Source organism: Nitrospira sp. Nam74 (assembly GCF_965152615.1).
Genome location: NZ_OZ224220.1, coordinates 4,773,595 through 4,789,643, shown reverse-complemented (window position 1 = coordinate 4,789,643; position 16,049 = coordinate 4,773,595). Strand labels below are relative to the sequence as shown.

Here is a 16,049-nt window from a genome sequence, read left to right as displayed (position 1 = left end):
AAGTACCAAAGAGTCCTAGGCAAAATGTGCCGGCTACGAAAGAATCGCCTCACTAACCGTCATCATAATTGTAAAGATACAGTGGCCCTTATCCGCGCTTGCGGGGTGAGTCGATCGGTATTTTCTTGGATATTGACATCTCTGGCCGGGGGGTCCATGCTCGGATTTGCTTTCCAATTGCTTCCCTTCAGGAGGGTAAGCCATGGATGATCCGGGGTAGTTTGGCTGTCCTTCGCTAATCTATCGTTTCCTCGCAGTACGTCTCGTACCGCTAGCATACTTATCCATATAGCCCTGTTTGCTTCGACGAGTTCTCGACGGCCCCTCACATTTCATCACCTTCAAAGGAGGACGCTATGAACCGACTCATCGCTGCGCTATGGGCACCGCTCTTCTGGATCTTGCCGACAGTGGCATGGGCTGAAGAATCGCATGGCTATTCGAGAGGCAACGCATTTATCTACTATGCGGCGATCGCGACTATTTTAGTCTACGGCATTAACGATACCTTTCGGAATAGAATGTTGACCTGGGGTGCTGCCATTGTCATTCCGGTGACCTTTTATCTCATGCTGCCCGCTAAGTAGGCCTTTTAAGAGAGGCTGAGCCTGCAGTCACTGTGGCAGCCCCATTCGAGGGAGGATGTACATGGGTCCTACCAAAGCGATTGTGAAGGGAGATAGTCTATTTGAGGCCCGGTCCGGAAAGCTCATCTATCGCCAGGCTTCAACAGGACCGCCGCTTACCGAGTATGCCGGCCGTCACTATATCGTCTTGCCGGAAGTGGATAAGGCAGGGCAACCGTGGGAATTGGACGGCAGCCCGGTGTACTGTCTTCATGGTTCGCGGTATGAAACGCTGGACGATCAGCGGCGCCATGTGGCTCGCTGTCCCGATTGCGGCGGAATGGCGGTTCGGATGGAGGAATTAACGCTGGAAAGGGATTGTATTCGGTGCGTCAAGTGCGGACACGAATTCGAGGCGCGATTGCAAATGATGGAGAGTTGATTGCCGGTGCCGTTTGCGTGACAGTTCATCGAAAGGCAGTCTTACAACTTGCCATGAGCCGCGAACGGCAATTAGGCACATAAAGGATTTTCAACCCTATGGTCAAACATTGTTGGTATGTGGTCATCCTGTTGCTTCTCACGTCCGTAGGGCTTTCATCCTGTTCCCGAGCACCCGTGCGAGATTCCGATGCGCTGTCGCGTTCGTATGATGCGCCGCTCGCTCAGGTACAGGACGCGGCGCGCCACGGATTTCAACGGCTTAATTTGGACATCTTTGAGGACAGCCCAGATCGGCATCACCTTCAAGGAGGCCGGCATTCTGAATTCACGGGTAGAGGTGAGACGATTACGGTGTGGCTCGAAGAAGGCGGTACAGGCTCGACGAGGGTGTGGATCGATACCCGGAAGGCGGGTTGGGTTTGGGGCCGGGCATTTATAGACTGGTCGCCAAAGCTGCTCGACCACATTCAGCAGGACATTCAGACACCGACACGAGGATAGCCTGGGAGGAACCACACGATCTATTCGTTCTGTTCCTCTCCATTTTCCTGTTGAACAGTGCAATCAACGGGCAGCGTGCAGTCAAGCTAGGTCGTGTTCAATCAGCCAGGGCGTCTGCCCGAACGGCGGCACGTAGTGGCCCTGCGTATGATGTTATCGCCGAAGTGGAGAGCGCCCCCATCAAACAACCGCAGGCGGCCGGATACCGCCATGCCTTTGACAAGACGGATTTCCCCCAAATGGTTTAGTCAAACTATCGGCGTCGGTCCCGGCTTCTATTCCACATCGAATTCAGTGGACATGCCCCTTGCGAAGTGCGGCATCCCGGATTCAGGGTCGACAAAGAAACAGATCAAACCGTAGCGGCCTCGTGTCAAATCCACCATGAAACTTCCTTCCTGATCCTGTTCCAGGCCGGCCATGCCTCCTACAGGGCGCCCCGGGGGAGAACCAGAGGCATTGGGTTCAAAAAACGCCACGAAATCTTTCAGCGTCGCGCCGGGATTGAGCTGAACCAGAACAGCCTCATGCGGCTGAACTCCGCGATTCACGAATCGGACCCGCTGCTTTCCTGCTCGAAGCGGTTGCTGGACGTGAAAGCGAAAATCGAGGGCGCGTATCACGGAGTCCGCATGGTCAGGGTTTTGGAGGCGTCGTCTTCGTTGATCTTCGATGACCCGTACCGGCTTGATCATCCCGCTGGCGAAGTGCGGTTTTCCCTGCCGGTCCGGCACCTGGCAGATCAATACATAGTCTCCGGCTTTCAGATCAAGGGTCGCCTCGGCGGTTTCATTGCCCATCGCCGCATTCGGGCCTCCCGCATAGACTGCCCACGCCGGTGTGGCGAGCGGCTCCGCCTCGATGGCCGAGACAAAATCCTTTGCCGTCTTTCCTCGGGTCAGTTTGATCAATTGGGCAAGATGGGGATCGTGTCCCTGGTTCACGAGACGCATGGTGATATGACCTGCGCCCATACTTTCAGGTCCGTCGAAGGCATGATCCCGAGCCGTGAATGTCACGGCATCATCGGACGAGCCGGTCAACACCGGTTGTGTGTGGCAGCCTGCGTTGATCGTCATGAACACGACGATCATGGCATAGACTATCGCTCGCATGGCGGTCCTTTCATTTATCATATAAGAAGGCGGTCCACGACCGCGCGGACGATTAGCATAATTACAACTCGTGGCCTATCGGTGTACGTCCTACGTTGAGGCTCATCCGAGGCGGTCTCTATGGCGCGATTATCGATGTGAAGAAGAGATGAGCCACCGGTGCACCCGGATGAGGTGTCGGCGCAAGATGGCGGATCCTGAGGCGGAGGTCGGGTCCGGAGACGATCTATTTGAGAATGGTAAACGTCGTGTGCATTCCACCCTTCATATGTTCCGCCATATGACAATGATACATCCAGGTCCCTACGTTTTCGGCGGCCATATTCACGGTTGCCATAGTGGCCGGCAAGACCTCGATCACGTCCGTGTGTCGGCCATTCCACTCAACGGTTTCGCCGTGCCAATGTGCGGTATGCAGATCGCGCTCATCTCCCATTCCCAAGACGTACCATCGGACCGTTTCCCCCTGGTGGATGTCCAGCCCCGTTAGGTTCCCGAACAGGTAGCCATTGATCGACATCATTTCAACGCCGCCCTGCTTGTCGGATTGGGCCTGTTCCGCTTCGATAAAAATCATGAATAACGTGACAAACTCGCGCTGAACGTCTTTTGGAGAACCGTCCTGCCGCGCTTTCCCTTGCGCGGTCACGATGATGGGACCAAGCAGTCCTGCATTGATGTCCTCCGGCTCATCAACGTGAGAGTGATACCACCAGACGATCGAACTGGCGTCCCGGGGGCCCGGCGCACTCCGTTCATCAGCGATCCACGTATAGGTATAGCTCTCGCCGGGCTTCACGCGTCCGCCCCGTCCGGCCGGATGATAATACGCTCCTTCGTCGTCCTTCGTGTAGCGGAGACCGTGCGGATGCATGCTGTAGGGACGATCCCCCTTATTCCTAAATTGTACAATGACAGTATCGCCGACCTCTGCACGGATGATCGGCCCCAAAATACCTAACCATGCGGGGTGTGCCTTGCGAGTGTGAAATTCTGCATTGGTATATTCGATGAACCGCGTCTTGTGCCACTTCGTATGACCGTCCACTTCTGGCGGTAAAGGGGCATGATGCGTCACATCTGTACCAGCGGGCGCATAGTCCCAAACTTCGTCCTCTGCCGCAATGAAGTATTCTCGGGTCGCCGCCGGCGATGCGGCTGCGGTGAATACCAAACAGCCAAGCGCCAACACCAGCAGATATGTAGTCCGTAGCATCATTCCAATTCCTCACGGTTCCGTCTCTTTAGCTCATGCAGTGGCGCCGGATCACTGTTCCGCATACCAAGCTGGCCGAATCATTGCCGCACGCCCTTGCCAAAAGAACCATACGTGCACGCCACCAGGCTGACTGTCGGCGTGATGCGTCATGAGCGTAGGGCACGAGGAGAGTGATCGGTCCTAATGGCCGACAATCCTCATGCTTTCCAAGAACAACCCTACGGAATCCAGACCTCCCCCCTCTGACGCTTCAACTACGCGACCCGCCTACAGCGATGGAAGACATTTAGAATGATTGTATTAGATTCAATTCGACTGTGACGAGAAGAACGAAGTGCGATAGTAAAAGGGAATGAAGTGTGCCTGGGCGCATGCCCGTGCTTTACCCAGCATCAGCGGTTGTCTTCATGAGTACGGTCACGTTTCTGATTGTGGACGACGATGCGGGTGGTATAAAAGCGGTCTGCGCACTTCTGCAAACCCACTTCGCAGACATGAAGTGTGATACGGCTCTGTCCGCGGCCGCAGCGATTGCTCTGTCCGAGCGACATGACTATGACGTGATTATCAGTGACATCAGAATGCCGCAAATGGATGGATTTGCGCTGACACGCCGGATTTCACAATTTCGACCTAACACTCCCATCATCCTTGTGACCGGGTATGGCGATCATGATTTGGCCGTCAGCGCGTTGAACGGCGGCGCGTACGCCTACATTCAGAAACCCATCGAGCCTGGGTACTTTGTAGCACTGGTGCGGCGGGCGCTTCATCTGCGTCACCTGGCGCGCGATCTGGAGCAGCACCGAGCGACGTTGCAGCGCCGGGCAGAAGACCTGGAAGGAGCACTCCAGAGCCTGCAGCGTGAAATGGCTGAACGGCAGGCGGCTCAGCTCAACCTCCACGAAAGCGAAGAACGCTTTCGCGTGCTGGTGGAGCAGGTGAAGGACTATGCGATCTTCATGATCGACGTTCACGGACGGGTCATGACGTGGAATATGGGTGCAGAAGTCATGAAAGGGTATCGGGCAGACGAGATCATAGGGCAGCCGGTCTCCCTCTTCTACACTGAGGCTGATCTTCAGCGAAAGAAACCTCAGCGGTTGTTGTCTGTCGCACGCACCGCCGGACGTGTTCGGGATGAAGGATGGCGCGTCCGGAAGGACGGGAACCGGTTTTGGGCGGATGTCATTATTACCAGGCTGGAGGATGACACGGGCCGAATACGCGGATTTGCCAAGATTACCCGTGACCTGACGGAGCAGAGGCGCATGCAACAGCGTGCCGAAGAGCGGGCTCGTGATCTGGAAGCCGCCAATCAAAAGTTGCGCGAGCTGGATCAGCTCAAGTCCGCTTTCGTGGCCACCGTCTCCCATGAGCTCAGGACTCCTTTGACCGCCATTAAGGGCTATTCCAACAATTTGCTGGCCGGTGTCGCCGGCTCTTTGCCTGACAAGGCGGTTTCATACCTCACACGTATCGAACATAATGCCGACCGGTTGACCCGGATGATTAGCGGTCTGCTTGATCTAGCCCGTATTGAAGCGGGTCAGCTCACGTTACGCGTGGGCCCTGTCATGTTATCCGACGTGGTGAAAGAAGTTGTGGAGGGCCTGCAGAGCCTTGCCCGGGAAAAGATGATCGTGGTCACGAGCCACAGCGAAGACCTCCCGGCCATCCAGGCAGACCGCGATCGGGTCTTTCAGATTCTGGCCAATTTGATCCAGAATGCCGTGAAGTTTACGCCACAGCGCGGACGTGTCGACATCAGCTTGGCCACCAGTGACGATGGCGGTGTAGAAGTCACGGTGCGCGATACGGGACCCGGCATCCCGGCCGACAAGCTTGACAAGGTCTTCGAAAGATTCTACCGACTGCCGACGATAGGATCGGAAAGCGGCGGAGCCGGGCTTGGCCTCGCGATTACGAAAAGCCTCGTTGAGCTGCATGGCGGAAAGATACGCGTTGAGAGCACCTGCGGCGAAGGCAGTCAGTTCGTCTTCAGGTTGCCGCCTATGCCGGCGACCCCTCACCAAGAGCAGCGGTTTCCCCTTCGCCCAGAGCCCCAATGACTATGGAATCTCAGACTCCCGTTCCTGATCGACAGTCGAGCTCCTCGATCTTGATCGTCGATGATGAGCGCGATATCACCTGTGCACTTCAGGATCTTCTTCAGCACAAGGGGTATCGCACGGACGTGGTTTCCACTGGGGGCGGCGCTATTTCTTTAGTCGAACAACGACACTATGGGGCCGTTCTGTTGGATATCGGCCTCCCGGACATCAACGGGATCACTGTGCTGAAGCGCCTGCAAGAGATCGATCCGAAACTGCCCATTATCATCATTACCGCCTATACGAAAGAGGAAGACACCGTCGGGGCCCTCAGCAAAGGGGCGTTTGCCTATATCATTAAACCCTACAATCCGCAGGAGTTGCTGGCCGTGCTGCAGCGAGCCATCGGCGTGCAGGCGTTAGCCGTGAAGGCCGAGCGGGTCGAGCGCGATCTCAGTGCCAGTGAAGAACGGTTTCACAGCGTAGTGCAGACAGCCAATGATGCCATTATTCTCGCGGATCGACGCGGTGATATTGTGTTCTGGAATGACGCCGCCCGAAGGTTGTTTGGTTATACGTATGAAGAAGTCGCCGGAAAGCCGCTCACGATCATCATGCCGTCCCGCTTTAGGGCTGCTCATCAAGCGGGATTTGAACGGTTGCAGTCGACCGGTGAGGCCCGGGTCATCGGACGGACCATCGAAGTGTATGGGTTGAGAAAGGATGGACAAGAGTTTCCGGCCGAACTGTCAATCGGCACAGGGAGCACGGCGGAGGAGCCATTTTATAGCGGAATCATTCGAGATATCAGTGAGCGCAAGCAGGCCGAACAAGCGAGGGCCCGATTAGCGGCTATTGTTGAATTCTCGAACGATGCGATCGTGAGCGGTACGTTGGACGGCATTATTGTCACGTGGAACCGGGCCGCTGAATGTCTCTACGGGTATACGGCCGAGGAGGTACAAGGCCGTAAGGTCTCGATGCTCTTACCTGAAGACCGTCCCAATGAACTGGAGTCTGTTCTCCAGCGCATTGCGCGAGGGGAAGCGGTTGAGGCCATGGAGACGGTTCGGAAACGAAAGGATGGAAGGCTGCTTGCCGTATGCCTGACGGTATCGCCCTTGAAAAATCAGGCCGGCGAAGTGTTCGGTGCGTCGGCCGTTGTCCGTGACATTACGGAATACAAACGCGCAGAGCACGAGCTGCGCGAGAGCCAGGAGCGATTTCGTCAGCTGATTGAGCTTATTCGTGAAGTGTTCTGGCTCAGCAATCTGGAAAAGAGCAGGATTCTGTATGTCAGCCCGGCGTACGAAGAGATTTGGGGGCGGTCGTGTGCCAGCCTGTACGCGTCGCCCGAATCGTGGCTCGATGCGATTCACCCGGAGGATCGGGAGCGAGTCAGAATGGCCTCGTTAACGAAGCAAGTCGCCGGCGACTACTGCGAAGAATATCGGATCGTTCGTCCCGACGGAACGATTCGCTGGATTCGGGATCGCGCTTTTCCAGTACGGGATCATGCCGGGAACGTATATCGGCTGGCGGGACTGGCAGAGGACATCACTGCCAATAGATAAATTATCGTGATAGGAACGCGCATCGTGAATGGTTGCTACTGCTGCCTCTGATTGGCGAACGATCTCCAGTTTGAGCGCGGTTGATGTGCATTCCTATTCGTCGGAGAGGGGGGCCGTTCCGGTTGACACAGCGTCCGTCTCACTGAAGGTATACGAGACGGGCCGGGACATATTTTCCCCGAGATGGTTGACGGCCGCAGCGATGAGATAGTCGATCATGCTGTGCATATGCGGACTCTGCTGACTTCCGTCCGCCTCTCCGACCCAGAGCGGTTGAGAGGGATTCGAAATGGAAAAGACCCGTAGCGTCAGTTGGCCTTTATAGCGCGGCGCGGTCCCTGCTCCTCTGCCTACGAGAACCGCTGGGCCTCCGCCTGATGGTTTTTGGAGCTTCTGAAACCCATAGGAAAACTCTACACGATAGTCGGCATCTGCCAGCGTCGTGGCCTGGGCGTATCCTCTTGCCGCCAGCGTGTGCATGATTTTTGTCGCGATTTCATTTTCGCGAAACAGATTGGCAGCCCCTTCATTCAAATCCACGAAGAGACGTTTTCCTGTGATCGGCACCACCTGATGACTGAGGCTCTCAACCTTGACGGCCACCTCTCCGGTCAAAGTGCAGGCGGCGAATGCGAGCGGCAACACCATGAGACCCACTACCTGTGTGTTGAACGAAGGCGTTGGTTGTGGTCGAGGCATGATGCCCTCCCTTTTGACAGAGGGTTGAGCAAGCCATATGCCACGAGGCACTATTTGAATATATCTGAGTATGAATGCGTATATACGCCGTGAGTAAGTTTGGTTTCATAACCGGGCGGTACCGTTCGTGCTGTCTCCCAAATAAAACAGTGTTGGATAGATCGTACACAAGAAAGAATCTATGAGTTCGAAGGGAAGAGTGCCGTTCGGAGAGAGCTGCAGGCCCATTAGCGCTTCTGCCCCTCGGGCTGCATCTCTGCGACGAGCATAAATTTGAGGACCTCTGCAGGGGCAATACGATTCAAGAAGGAGGGCGGGAGTTCACCTATTTGGACCATGCGGACAATGCTGAGGTCCGCCTGGTTCCCCAGGTCCACGATGCGCGTCTCCAGCTCCTGTTCAGTCTGTTCATAAACCAGGACGATGGGGCGGAGCCGGTCTGCTGAATTGACGCTCGCAACGACTGCGATTGAGCGATCCGAGAGTTCTACCAGCGTGCTGGGGGGATAGACACTGAGTACTCTGACGAGGGCGGTAATCACCTTGATCGACAGCGATGCCTGCCGCTTCACGTAGAGCTCGGACAGCGCCTGATTCGGCTGCAGCCGGTCGTGCATGAATGGAGGATTAATCAGGTCCTGGTATTCGTCCACAACGGCCAAGATTTGTGCGAGCGGATGAATCTGTGCGGCAGATATCCCCTGCGGGTAACCGCTCCCGTCAAGACGTTCATGGTGCTGCTCGACAATGCCGGCGATTTCCGGCGGGATGCTTGGCAGCCCCAGAATGAGGTCCTTACTGTAGACAGCGTGGCATTGATACACCTTGAGTTCCGCTCTCGTCAGCGGCTCGCGTTTGAATCGAATGGATGACTGTAGACGATGTTCACCTACGTCATGCATGAGTCCGGCGAGCGCAAGCAGGGTCAACTCGTTCGTGGACAATTCCAGGTCCCGTCCGACGAGGAGGGACAGTAGGCACGTGTTCACCCCATGAACGGCCTGTGCGTGATCCATCCCGCTTAAATGCATGACGTCGGCCATGCCGAGGAATGCCTCTGGCTGGAGGAGCTGCTGGGTAAACTGCGACACGATGGTCCTGGCTCCTGCCGCTCCAACGGTCTGGCCCATCTGCGATTTGTTTGAGCGCTTCTCGGCTGCGGCGCAAGGTTTGTCCGTACAGAGTGTTGGCCTGCTGTAACGCAAGATGTGGCGCCCCCGGTGGCTTGGACCCAGAGGGTGATGAGTGTACCTCCGGATCTTCGATTAACGCGTGGAGCCCTGAGAGACGTGAACATGAGGGGACATCCGGCGCAATCGTCGATTCAGGATCAGACAGAGCCGGGTGGTAAAACAAACAATCTAACTTGAGGCTGCGAATGGTCTGTAGCTGTTTCGGCGTCGCAATCTTAAACCGGTTTTTAGGAAACGGATGTTTATACCAAGGCAGATCGATCCAAATCTGCATCCCAATCCGTAGCGAGCCGAATGCGATGGAGGTATACCCCAGCTTCGCCGGGGTATCAAAGAATTGAGCAAACATGTACTTATACATGTCCTTATATCGGCTGGAACGGAACGGGTCTTGAGGAACGGTAAGTATCCGGCCGACATGATGTGCAACCTATCAACGCCGTCCACCTTTCGACCATCGCCATTTATCTGGGGGGGTTGCGGCGTCCCGCCATTAATTATCATTAGGGACCCCCCCATTGGCGCGGAAAGTCATGGGGGGCGGCGTCATGAGGAGACTCCGCCGGTGCAACGTGAGCGCTTGTCCGTCATCCCACTTGTCTTCGGGGTTCGGCGGGTAATGAAATCTGTTCCAACGCCTGTGCCATTGTCTTTTCTTCGTTGGTTTTCACGGCTAAATCGCCCAGCGAGACGATGCCCACCAATTGATTGTCTCGATCGATGATTGGTAGGCGGCGGATCTGACGATCTTGCATCACCTGCGCCGCCTCGTCCACGTCTTGATCCTCATAACAATAATCCACCTGTCGGGTCATGGCGTCCTGGATCTGTTTCGTCTCAGGATTGTGCCGATCAGCGATCACCCGCACAACGATATCGCGGTCCGTCAGCATGCCCACCAATTGATTACACTCGCAAATGGGAATCGATCCGACGTTCAATGCTTTCATTCGTTGAGCCGCGCTTTGCACCGTGTCAGTCGGCAAAAGAGTCGTGACTCTCGTCGTCATCACCTCTCGTAATAACCGGCTTGCGCCTGATTCTGCCCTCGCCATGGTCACCTCCTAGGCGGCAAGATTGGTCAGCTTTCACACGATTGCTGGTGTACGCGTCTACCGGCAATGGGATATCGGCTGCAATTCTCGTCCAATTCGTCTGACGTCACGTAGGGTTTAGTCTCACGCTGCTGTAAAAACGGCGCGAACATACCGGCGAATGGACACCATGCGCACCATGCAATTTAGAGGAAAGCGGACATGATGCGGTGGGCATCCGGTCACCCATGAAGGTGAAAGGAAATCATCCAGCCGGGGAATGGGCGCATGATGCGGCTCGAGTTACAGTGCACTCCCATCAACGAGTCTGTATGCCACAGAAGGGGGCATTTATGGCTCTTACACATAATAATAAGCCTTGGTTGATCGGTATCATGGCGTTCATCGCACTGTGGCTCATGCTGAGTGGAGGCGCTCTTGCCGGACAACTCTGGCTCGATGAGTTACGCGATACCCTCGCCATCTACCAAGCCTTCTATCCGGAGGGTGACTGGAGTCCGTACCTTGAGAAATTGAATGTCGTCGGACAGGGCATCACTCATGGAGATTCACGCATGATCGCTACCGCAATGGAAGAGTTTTTCACGATGCTCCGGTCGCAGGCACATGGGATCAACGGCATTGCCGCGCACGCGCTCTATTGGATTGCCCTTGGTTTACAACCACACGATCCGGCGTTTGCGACGGCAGTGCCACTTATAGGTGGTCCGGGTGACTCCTCGTACCGTCCGGGGTGAGGCCATGACGATTTTTTGCTCAAGGAGGGTGATCATGAAACGGTATGTTGCCATGCTCGCAGTGCTTCTGGGTGTCGGGTGTCTCGGTTCGCTTGCCTTTGCTAATCCCGCCTTGCTTCCGAAGCATCCGGGGTACCCGGCATCGAAAGATACGTCTCCAGTGACAAATCAAGCGTTGGCGAATGACCCGGGACAACTCAGCCTCACTCTGGAGCAGTCTTCTCTCGAAGGCGCCTCTTCGGAGGATGCGCATGTAGCTCAGCGTCTCCGGGGTTCTCAGGATAACAGCATGATGGAGGGATCTGACACCGGCATGGAAGCCAAACCATCCATACAAGACAAGACCCGCATGCCGAAATCAAGCGAGGGCAAGTAGCAAACCACAAGATGGTTATGGCCGAAATGCCCCGCGCCCGTCGTACTCGCCATGCCGGTACTGGTATGGCGAGTACGGCCTGAGAGACCGGGAGGGATAGTAAAGCCAGGCGAGTCGTGTGCATTCCTGGAACGCCGCAAGCTGCACTCAAACCCATTCAGAAAATAGCTACCCCCGCAGATCAGTCCCATTCTTCCGAGGTATGAATCCTACTCGGTAGGTGGGAGGCGGCGAGTCGCGCTGTATGTAGAGAGCCGCTCACCCGACCGCCACAGTAGTTGTCCGATTTGTCCTGGTGGCAGCGTAAGGCATATTACCTCCGCCTGCATTCCCTGTGGAATCATTGAGCTTGTCAGAGCGTTAGGGAGTTTGGTCTGATCCTATATTAGTCTAAGGGGATAAGTGCGAGGTCTTCTTGCTATGCCGAATGGACTTTGCTTCACTGCCGGAAAGAGACAACGCTATGATGACGATCAGCGAGAAGGAAGAAAGAATAGAGGAATTCCATCGCACGGCGAAGGGCATTTTAGAGTTACTTCAGACCGGCGAGATCTTGACGGGGTACCAGGAACACACGCTGAATCGATACGATTCATGATTTGCAGGTGGGATACACCGAGTGGCTGGCGCGGCAGCCGCTTAAAGTGCAGACCTTTCCGCCCGATGGGGAGACCTGAGTACCGACGTCGCCGGCAACCTGCAGACGCGGATGGTCACCATCGATCAGTCAGGCGCTATACTGCTGGACTTTTCCTTCAACCCGCACGTCTTCTCATTGCTCGTCCTCCCACTCTGTTGACAACGGGTTTTTGATTTTGACTGACGCATGCCGATCCTCATAAGATGTGCAGTCGGACAACAATACTCTTCATCAAGGCAGCAAGGGGCATATGACCGATGACTCTCAATAACGGTGGAATTTGGGCTTCGTGCAACGTGTTGGGCAAGCTAAGGAAGGTCTGTGTGATGGCAGTCTTGATCCAGACCATTGGCATGATGTCGGCGTTTCCCGCGAAGGCGGGGCAAGACGAATGGCTGCAAGGCAATCGCATTAAGCTCCGCCCGGGTGGATTCGACGGACAGTCGTTGACGACGATGGAGATAGGGTCGGGCGGTGACATCTTGATTCGGCAGGAGGCGAAGGAGAAGAACGAAGTCACGACTCTGACACTGTTGCTCGTTGGGGGAAAAGCAGTGGCCGTGTCTGGCGGCGAGCTGCCTAGCGGAGGCGAGCTCGAGGTATTGGATCGGGCCGGTCTTCAATTGCAATTGGTGGAATACATCTTAGGGCGAGCCTATCCGGATGGGCCGGGTTCTGTGCCGGGCCACGAGAAGATGGCCATTCAGGAAAAAAAGGACCCGATACGGATTGGGACGACCGGATCAAAAGGGTATTTTTCACCACCGTGGAGCGTGGTCGGCCGGGCGACCCCGCTTGCGCCAGGGAAAGTGGGCTTTGACTTTACCTTCTCATTTGCGCCGGAGCAATCAAAACAAAAAAAGAAAAAGTCCACCAAGCTGAAGTTTGCCGGGATTTGGCAAAGGGACCCACGAACGCCGACCTTCGACGATCGTCTTCCTCTGGCCGGATGGAAAGTCTATATGCTGGGAACGCGCACCGGTGAACAAGCCGCATCGTACGGAGTGGTTCCAAGCGAGAACTACAACACCTTGGGCGCCCTCCGCCAGGCTCTTAGCAAGCAGCCGTAGCGGGCCACGCCTTGATGGAGCATTCGAGTTCAAGGGGCAGCATGATGAGGGTCTGCAAGACAAGCCACCCACTGGTGTCCACCTCCAGCTCTAGCCGCCTCGGCATCATTCTGGGAATCGTCAGCATGTCTGCCGGTGTCTGTAACGCGTTGCAGGACCCTTCGGTCTCCTTGGCGGGTTCAGCATCTGCTGAAAGGGCGCCGATTCAGCACGAACGCCTCGTGGCTGACGGCATCGTAGAACGGTATCTGATGGATCCGCGTGGAGATGTCGAGGGAATACTGTTAACCGACGGAACCCAGATGCACGTGACGTCACGCTCAGTGGCGGATTTCACCAAGGCGATCAAGCCGGGGGACCATATCCGGGTGGAAGGCATACGGAAAAACGGCAATCAGGTCGTCACTCCCAATGTGATCTCCAATGAGTCGACCGGCACTCGCTTTACTGTCCCTTTACGTCTCGATCTTCCGGCACTACCGCTGGATCGCTTGGCCATGACGGCGCTAAAGGTTGAGGGTCTCATCCGGGTCCTGCTCTACAGTCCATTGAGTGGCGAGGTGTATGGAATGGTCCTCTCCGATGGCACGCAAGTGCGGTTACCGCCGGATGTCAGTGTGGAATTTCGGCGGTCGTTTAAAGTAGGAACTCAGGTGACCGTTGAAGGGTATGGAACGGAGAACCAACACGGAAGAGCCCTTGAGGCGCTGTCCATGTCCGCAAACGGAGGACCACTCATCCCGCTTGATCTGACCATTCGCCATCTGCCGTAACAGGCATGATGTGTCTGCTTCAACCTAACTGACGGGCCAGTGCATCGTCAGTAAGTCGTACGCCCACGCTGCACCGCTGCTTTAGTCTACAGTAATCTAGATCATGCATAGCTATGCTATTGTACCTAGGCTATCCTACACAGGAGGACGTCATGGCTATCGCGCACCGCCTATTGGTCTTCATGACCATTCCATTCATCACCGTCATGTTCTTCCCGTTTTTTGGCTGGGCCCGAGTTGACGAGAGCCGGCAGGGGCACGTGTTAACAGTCGAGGGTCAGGCATTTGTCGCCCGAGCGGGCAATGCACGGCCGCAGTTGGTAAGCTTTCATGGGCAGGTGCATCCCCATGACGTGATTGAAACGCAGCTTGCCTCGCGTGTGAAGGTGCTTCTTCCGCAGGATATCCTTCTGACCATCGGAGAAAATAGCCGCGTTGAGCTCGCTCAATTTTCTATTGGAGGATCGCAACAGGCGCGGCTGATCTGCGAGCGAGGTATTATCCGAGTTAATGTCGGTCCACTACCCGGTGCGGCGAACGGGATCACGGTGCAGACTCCAATGGGTCGAATGGTATCGCAGGGCGCGTATTTTATAATGTGGGCGGGGGAACAACTAAGTCAAATCGGGTCAGTGGTCGGCGGGATACCCGCATCTTCCGGCGTCTTCAATCTTGGCCCGGAAGGCAGCATCTTGCTGACTGTAGATAGCGCATCGGTCACGGTGAGGCCTGGTCAAGTTGCGATTGTAGATGCGGCGCAGCATCCTCGCCTTGTGTCGCAGTCGCATCTTCCAGCTCTGACAACTGTGGTGGAAGCGACTGAGCTTAAAGATGTGCCGACCGAGAAACCCGCTAAGGAGATCCTTGCCAGTATCTCTTCATTCGCTCCCATGTTGTTTACGCCGCCTGCCGTGATCTCCGGCGCTGCAGCGGCGGCTTTACATGCCGGACAGAGTGCGATATCTCCGGCAACCGCGGGAGCGCCAGTGGCGAGCCTGAGCCCAGCTTCCCCTCCCACTTCCGCGCCCGCTCCTGTAGCCTCCCTACCTGCAAGCGTCTCACCGGTTGTCTCGCCTGCGCCCGGTCTAGCGCCGTCGACTGTCGCAACGGTCCCGGCCGCCCTTTCTAGTACGGGCCAACTGTTGAACTCACTGCTGGGAAACGGTCAAGTCAACGGCAATGGACAGGGAGGAGTCCGTCGACGCTGAAGGATGATGAACATTTCCACGTGATGGGATTGAACGATAGCGGCGGGCTCGCCATGAGATCGGGGAATTCCTGTGTCGGGGAATTCCATCGGTGTAACAGCCAAAAGGGGGTGTCGGCCTTCCTCAAGTGCGTTGAGCACGGCGTAGGAGTTCGGCGCCATGTTCGAATCTTTGCTGTCTGAGGACATCACCGCTTTCTTCATCGTCACGCTCCCTTCCGCCTATCAGCGTTTCTTCATGCCTCCCCTTTCGCTTGAGCAAGCCGGGGCTGCTCGCGCAGAATTTCAGTCAATAACGGCTACGGAGATATGGATCACCTTCCCGCCGGGAAAACCCTCCGCCACGCTCGGTTACATCCAGGATTGCGGCTTGTCATCGGTTGTCTCATGACGTCTCACGTGAGACGACTCTCGGGGGAGTCTTTTTCTTGCTGCCACCTGGGTACTCCTCAATATATCAATACCTTGCTCGGGTATTCTCCCAGGTGTGCTTCTTGAAGTGTTTATGGCAGGACCCATTGAGAACAAGGAGGCCATCATGAACTGCGAACGATGTCAGGGGCTGTTGCTGGCTGATCGATACAATGTCCTGGCGGGCGTCGATTTACGGGAGTGTGTGATGTGGCGATGTGTTAACTGCGGCAACATCCTTGATGCTCAGATCGTCATGCATCGAGCCTTGCAAAAACATCATCTGCCAATCGCCGCGCCTTCGGACGATGCCGTCGTCCTGCTTCAGGAGTCGGCCGTTGCCGGAGGATGAGGAAGGAGCGCGCTATACTCCCCGAACAGGTATTCATCCGAACGGATGGCGCTGAGACGGTGA

The 16,049-nt window shown here is 55.8% G+C and carries 18 protein-coding genes and 1 pseudogene; 13 read left to right on the top strand and 6 right to left on the bottom strand.

The genetic code is table 11. The annotated features are described in order from the left end of the window. Nucleotides 1-356 precede the first annotated feature (356 nt). The 3 genes from ACWHYZ_RS22620 (at nucleotide 357) to ACWHYZ_RS22610 (ending at nucleotide 1,511) form a co-directional block, all read left to right on the top strand. A complete protein-coding gene (locus ACWHYZ_RS22620) occupies nucleotides 357-587 on the top strand; it encodes a hypothetical protein (RefSeq protein WP_447984924.1) in 231 nt (76 codons plus the stop codon). Nucleotides 588-648: 61 nt separating this feature from the next. Next, nucleotides 649-1,008, top strand: a complete 360-nt coding sequence (locus tag ACWHYZ_RS22615) for a hypothetical protein (protein WP_447984923.1) — start codon at nucleotides 649-651, stop codon at nucleotides 1,006-1,008. Between the two features lie 98 nt (nucleotides 1,009-1,106). Further along, entirely contained in the window at nucleotides 1,107-1,511 is a 405-nt protein-coding gene (locus ACWHYZ_RS22610; RefSeq protein ID WP_447984922.1) for a hypothetical protein, read from the top strand. A 275-nt stretch (nucleotides 1,512-1,786) separates the two neighbouring features. Here ACWHYZ_RS22610 and ACWHYZ_RS22605 read toward each other — a convergent pair whose 3' ends face one another. Beyond that, complete coding sequence (locus ACWHYZ_RS22605; protein WP_447984921.1) at nucleotides 1,787-2,626, bottom strand: hypothetical protein; 840 nt, start codon at nucleotides 2,624-2,626, stop codon at nucleotides 1,787-1,789. A gap of 226 nt (nucleotides 2,627-2,852) precedes the next feature. Further along, complete coding sequence (locus tag ACWHYZ_RS22600) at nucleotides 2,853-3,845, bottom strand: multicopper oxidase domain-containing protein (protein WP_447984920.1); 993 nt, start codon at nucleotides 3,843-3,845, stop codon at nucleotides 2,853-2,855. 407 nt (nucleotides 3,846-4,252) lie between these two features. Between ACWHYZ_RS22600 and ACWHYZ_RS22595 the strand changes: the two genes are divergently transcribed. Together ACWHYZ_RS22595 and ACWHYZ_RS22590 are read left to right on the top strand one after the other, a co-directional pair. Further along, on the top strand, nucleotides 4,253-5,917 hold the full coding sequence (locus ACWHYZ_RS22595) for a hybrid sensor histidine kinase/response regulator (protein ID WP_447984919.1): 1,665 nt from the start codon (nucleotides 4,253-4,255) through the stop codon (nucleotides 5,915-5,917). Next, complete coding sequence (locus ACWHYZ_RS22590) at nucleotides 5,914-7,473, top strand: PAS domain S-box protein (RefSeq protein WP_447984918.1); 1,560 nt, start codon at nucleotides 5,914-5,916, stop codon at nucleotides 7,471-7,473. Before ACWHYZ_RS22595 ends, ACWHYZ_RS22590 begins: the two co-directional genes overlap by 4 nt. 93 nt (nucleotides 7,474-7,566) lie before the next feature. Here the strand turns inward: ACWHYZ_RS22590 and ACWHYZ_RS22585 are convergent, their stop codons facing one another. The 4 genes and pseudogenes from ACWHYZ_RS22585 to ACWHYZ_RS22570 form a co-directional block, all read right to left on the bottom strand. Further along, nucleotides 7,567-8,172: a hypothetical protein gene (locus tag ACWHYZ_RS22585; protein ID WP_447984917.1), complete on the bottom strand. Its 606-nt coding sequence runs from the start codon at nucleotides 8,170-8,172 to the stop codon at nucleotides 7,567-7,569. A gap of 227 nt (nucleotides 8,173-8,399) precedes the next feature. Continuing rightward, complete coding sequence (locus ACWHYZ_RS22580) at nucleotides 8,400-9,302, bottom strand: HD-GYP domain-containing protein (RefSeq protein WP_447984916.1); 903 nt, start codon at nucleotides 9,300-9,302, stop codon at nucleotides 8,400-8,402. Nucleotides 9,303-9,354: 52 nt separating this feature from the next. After that, nucleotides 9,355-9,639: pseudogene (locus ACWHYZ_RS22575) on the bottom strand (DUF3391 domain-containing protein); the annotation flags it as partial. Between the two features lie 313 nt (nucleotides 9,640-9,952). Beyond that, nucleotides 9,953-10,420 (bottom strand): CBS domain-containing protein, encoded by a 468-nt coding sequence (locus tag ACWHYZ_RS22570; RefSeq protein ID WP_447984915.1) that lies wholly within the window; start codon nucleotides 10,418-10,420, stop codon nucleotides 9,953-9,955. A gap of 332 nt (nucleotides 10,421-10,752) precedes the next feature. Between ACWHYZ_RS22570 and ACWHYZ_RS22565 the strand changes: the two genes are divergently transcribed. The 8 genes from ACWHYZ_RS22565 (at nucleotide 10,753) to ACWHYZ_RS22530 (ending at nucleotide 15,986) form a co-directional block, all read left to right on the top strand. Continuing rightward, nucleotides 10,753-11,157 carry a hypothetical protein gene (locus ACWHYZ_RS22565; RefSeq protein WP_447984914.1) on the top strand — a complete coding sequence of 135 codons (405 nt, stop codon included), beginning with the start codon at nucleotides 10,753-10,755 and terminating at the stop codon, nucleotides 11,155-11,157. A 34-nt stretch (nucleotides 11,158-11,191) separates the two neighbouring features. Further along, on the top strand, nucleotides 11,192-11,533 hold the full coding sequence (locus ACWHYZ_RS22560) for a hypothetical protein (RefSeq protein WP_447984913.1): 342 nt from the start codon (nucleotides 11,192-11,194) through the stop codon (nucleotides 11,531-11,533). 463 nt (nucleotides 11,534-11,996) lie between these two features. Next, the gene (locus ACWHYZ_RS22555; protein ID WP_447984912.1) at nucleotides 11,997-12,131 is read left to right on the top strand and encodes a hypothetical protein; all 135 of its coding nucleotides are present in this window, start codon (nucleotides 11,997-11,999) and stop codon (nucleotides 12,129-12,131) included. A 365-nt stretch (nucleotides 12,132-12,496) separates the two neighbouring features. Next, a complete protein-coding gene (locus ACWHYZ_RS22550; protein ID WP_447984911.1) occupies nucleotides 12,497-13,243 on the top strand; it encodes a hypothetical protein in 747 nt (248 codons plus the stop codon). Between the two features lie 41 nt (nucleotides 13,244-13,284). Further along, a complete protein-coding gene (locus ACWHYZ_RS22545) occupies nucleotides 13,285-14,016 on the top strand; it encodes a hypothetical protein (protein ID WP_447984910.1) in 732 nt (243 codons plus the stop codon). 152 nt (nucleotides 14,017-14,168) lie between these two features. After that, nucleotides 14,169-15,224: a FecR domain-containing protein gene (locus tag ACWHYZ_RS22540; protein WP_447984909.1), complete on the top strand. Its 1,056-nt coding sequence runs from the start codon at nucleotides 14,169-14,171 to the stop codon at nucleotides 15,222-15,224. 159 nt (nucleotides 15,225-15,383) lie between these two features. Next, nucleotides 15,384-15,614 carry a hypothetical protein gene (locus ACWHYZ_RS22535; RefSeq protein WP_447984908.1) on the top strand — a complete coding sequence of 77 codons (231 nt, stop codon included), beginning with the start codon at nucleotides 15,384-15,386 and terminating at the stop codon, nucleotides 15,612-15,614. 147 nt (nucleotides 15,615-15,761) lie between these two features. Further along, on the top strand, nucleotides 15,762-15,986 hold the full coding sequence (locus ACWHYZ_RS22530; RefSeq protein WP_447984907.1) for a hypothetical protein: 225 nt from the start codon (nucleotides 15,762-15,764) through the stop codon (nucleotides 15,984-15,986). Nucleotides 15,987-16,049: the final 63 nt, after the last annotated feature.

Coding starts and splice junctions, on each gene's coding strand:
- ACWHYZ_RS22540 (WP_447984909.1), top strand. CDS start 14,169: ATGGCTATCGCGCACCGCCTATTGGTCTTCATGACCATTCCATTCATC.
- ACWHYZ_RS22535 (WP_447984908.1), top strand. CDS start 15,384: ATGTTCGAATCTTTGCTGTCTGAGGACATCACCGCTTTCTTCATCGTC.
- ACWHYZ_RS22565 (WP_447984914.1), top strand. CDS start 10,753: ATGGCTCTTACACATAATAATAAGCCTTGGTTGATCGGTATCATGGCG.
- ACWHYZ_RS22580 (WP_447984916.1), bottom strand. CDS start 9,302: ATGGGCCAGACCGTTGGAGCGGCAGGAGCCAGGACCATCGTGTCGCAG.
- ACWHYZ_RS22560 (WP_447984913.1), top strand. CDS start 11,192: ATGAAACGGTATGTTGCCATGCTCGCAGTGCTTCTGGGTGTCGGGTGT.
- ACWHYZ_RS22610 (WP_447984922.1), top strand. CDS start 1,107: ATGGTCAAACATTGTTGGTATGTGGTCATCCTGTTGCTTCTCACGTCC.
- ACWHYZ_RS22590 (WP_447984918.1), top strand. CDS start 5,914: ATGACTATGGAATCTCAGACTCCCGTTCCTGATCGACAGTCGAGCTCC.
- ACWHYZ_RS22545 (WP_447984910.1), top strand. CDS start 13,285: ATGATGAGGGTCTGCAAGACAAGCCACCCACTGGTGTCCACCTCCAGC.
- ACWHYZ_RS22615 (WP_447984923.1), top strand. CDS start 649: ATGGGTCCTACCAAAGCGATTGTGAAGGGAGATAGTCTATTTGAGGCC.
- ACWHYZ_RS22620 (WP_447984924.1), top strand. CDS start 357: ATGAACCGACTCATCGCTGCGCTATGGGCACCGCTCTTCTGGATCTTG.
- ACWHYZ_RS22600 (WP_447984920.1), bottom strand. CDS start 3,845: ATGATGCTACGGACTACATATCTGCTGGTGTTGGCGCTTGGCTGTTTG.
- ACWHYZ_RS22585 (WP_447984917.1), bottom strand. CDS start 8,172: ATGCCTCGACCACAACCAACGCCTTCGTTCAACACACAGGTAGTGGGT.
- ACWHYZ_RS22555 (WP_447984912.1), top strand. CDS start 11,997: ATGATGACGATCAGCGAGAAGGAAGAAAGAATAGAGGAATTCCATCGC.
- ACWHYZ_RS22605 (WP_447984921.1), bottom strand. CDS start 2,626: ATGCGAGCGATAGTCTATGCCATGATCGTCGTGTTCATGACGATCAAC.
- ACWHYZ_RS22570 (WP_447984915.1), bottom strand. CDS start 10,420: ATGGCGAGGGCAGAATCAGGCGCAAGCCGGTTATTACGAGAGGTGATG.
- ACWHYZ_RS22595 (WP_447984919.1), top strand. CDS start 4,253: ATGAGTACGGTCACGTTTCTGATTGTGGACGACGATGCGGGTGGTATA.
- ACWHYZ_RS22530 (WP_447984907.1), top strand. CDS start 15,762: ATGAACTGCGAACGATGTCAGGGGCTGTTGCTGGCTGATCGATACAAT.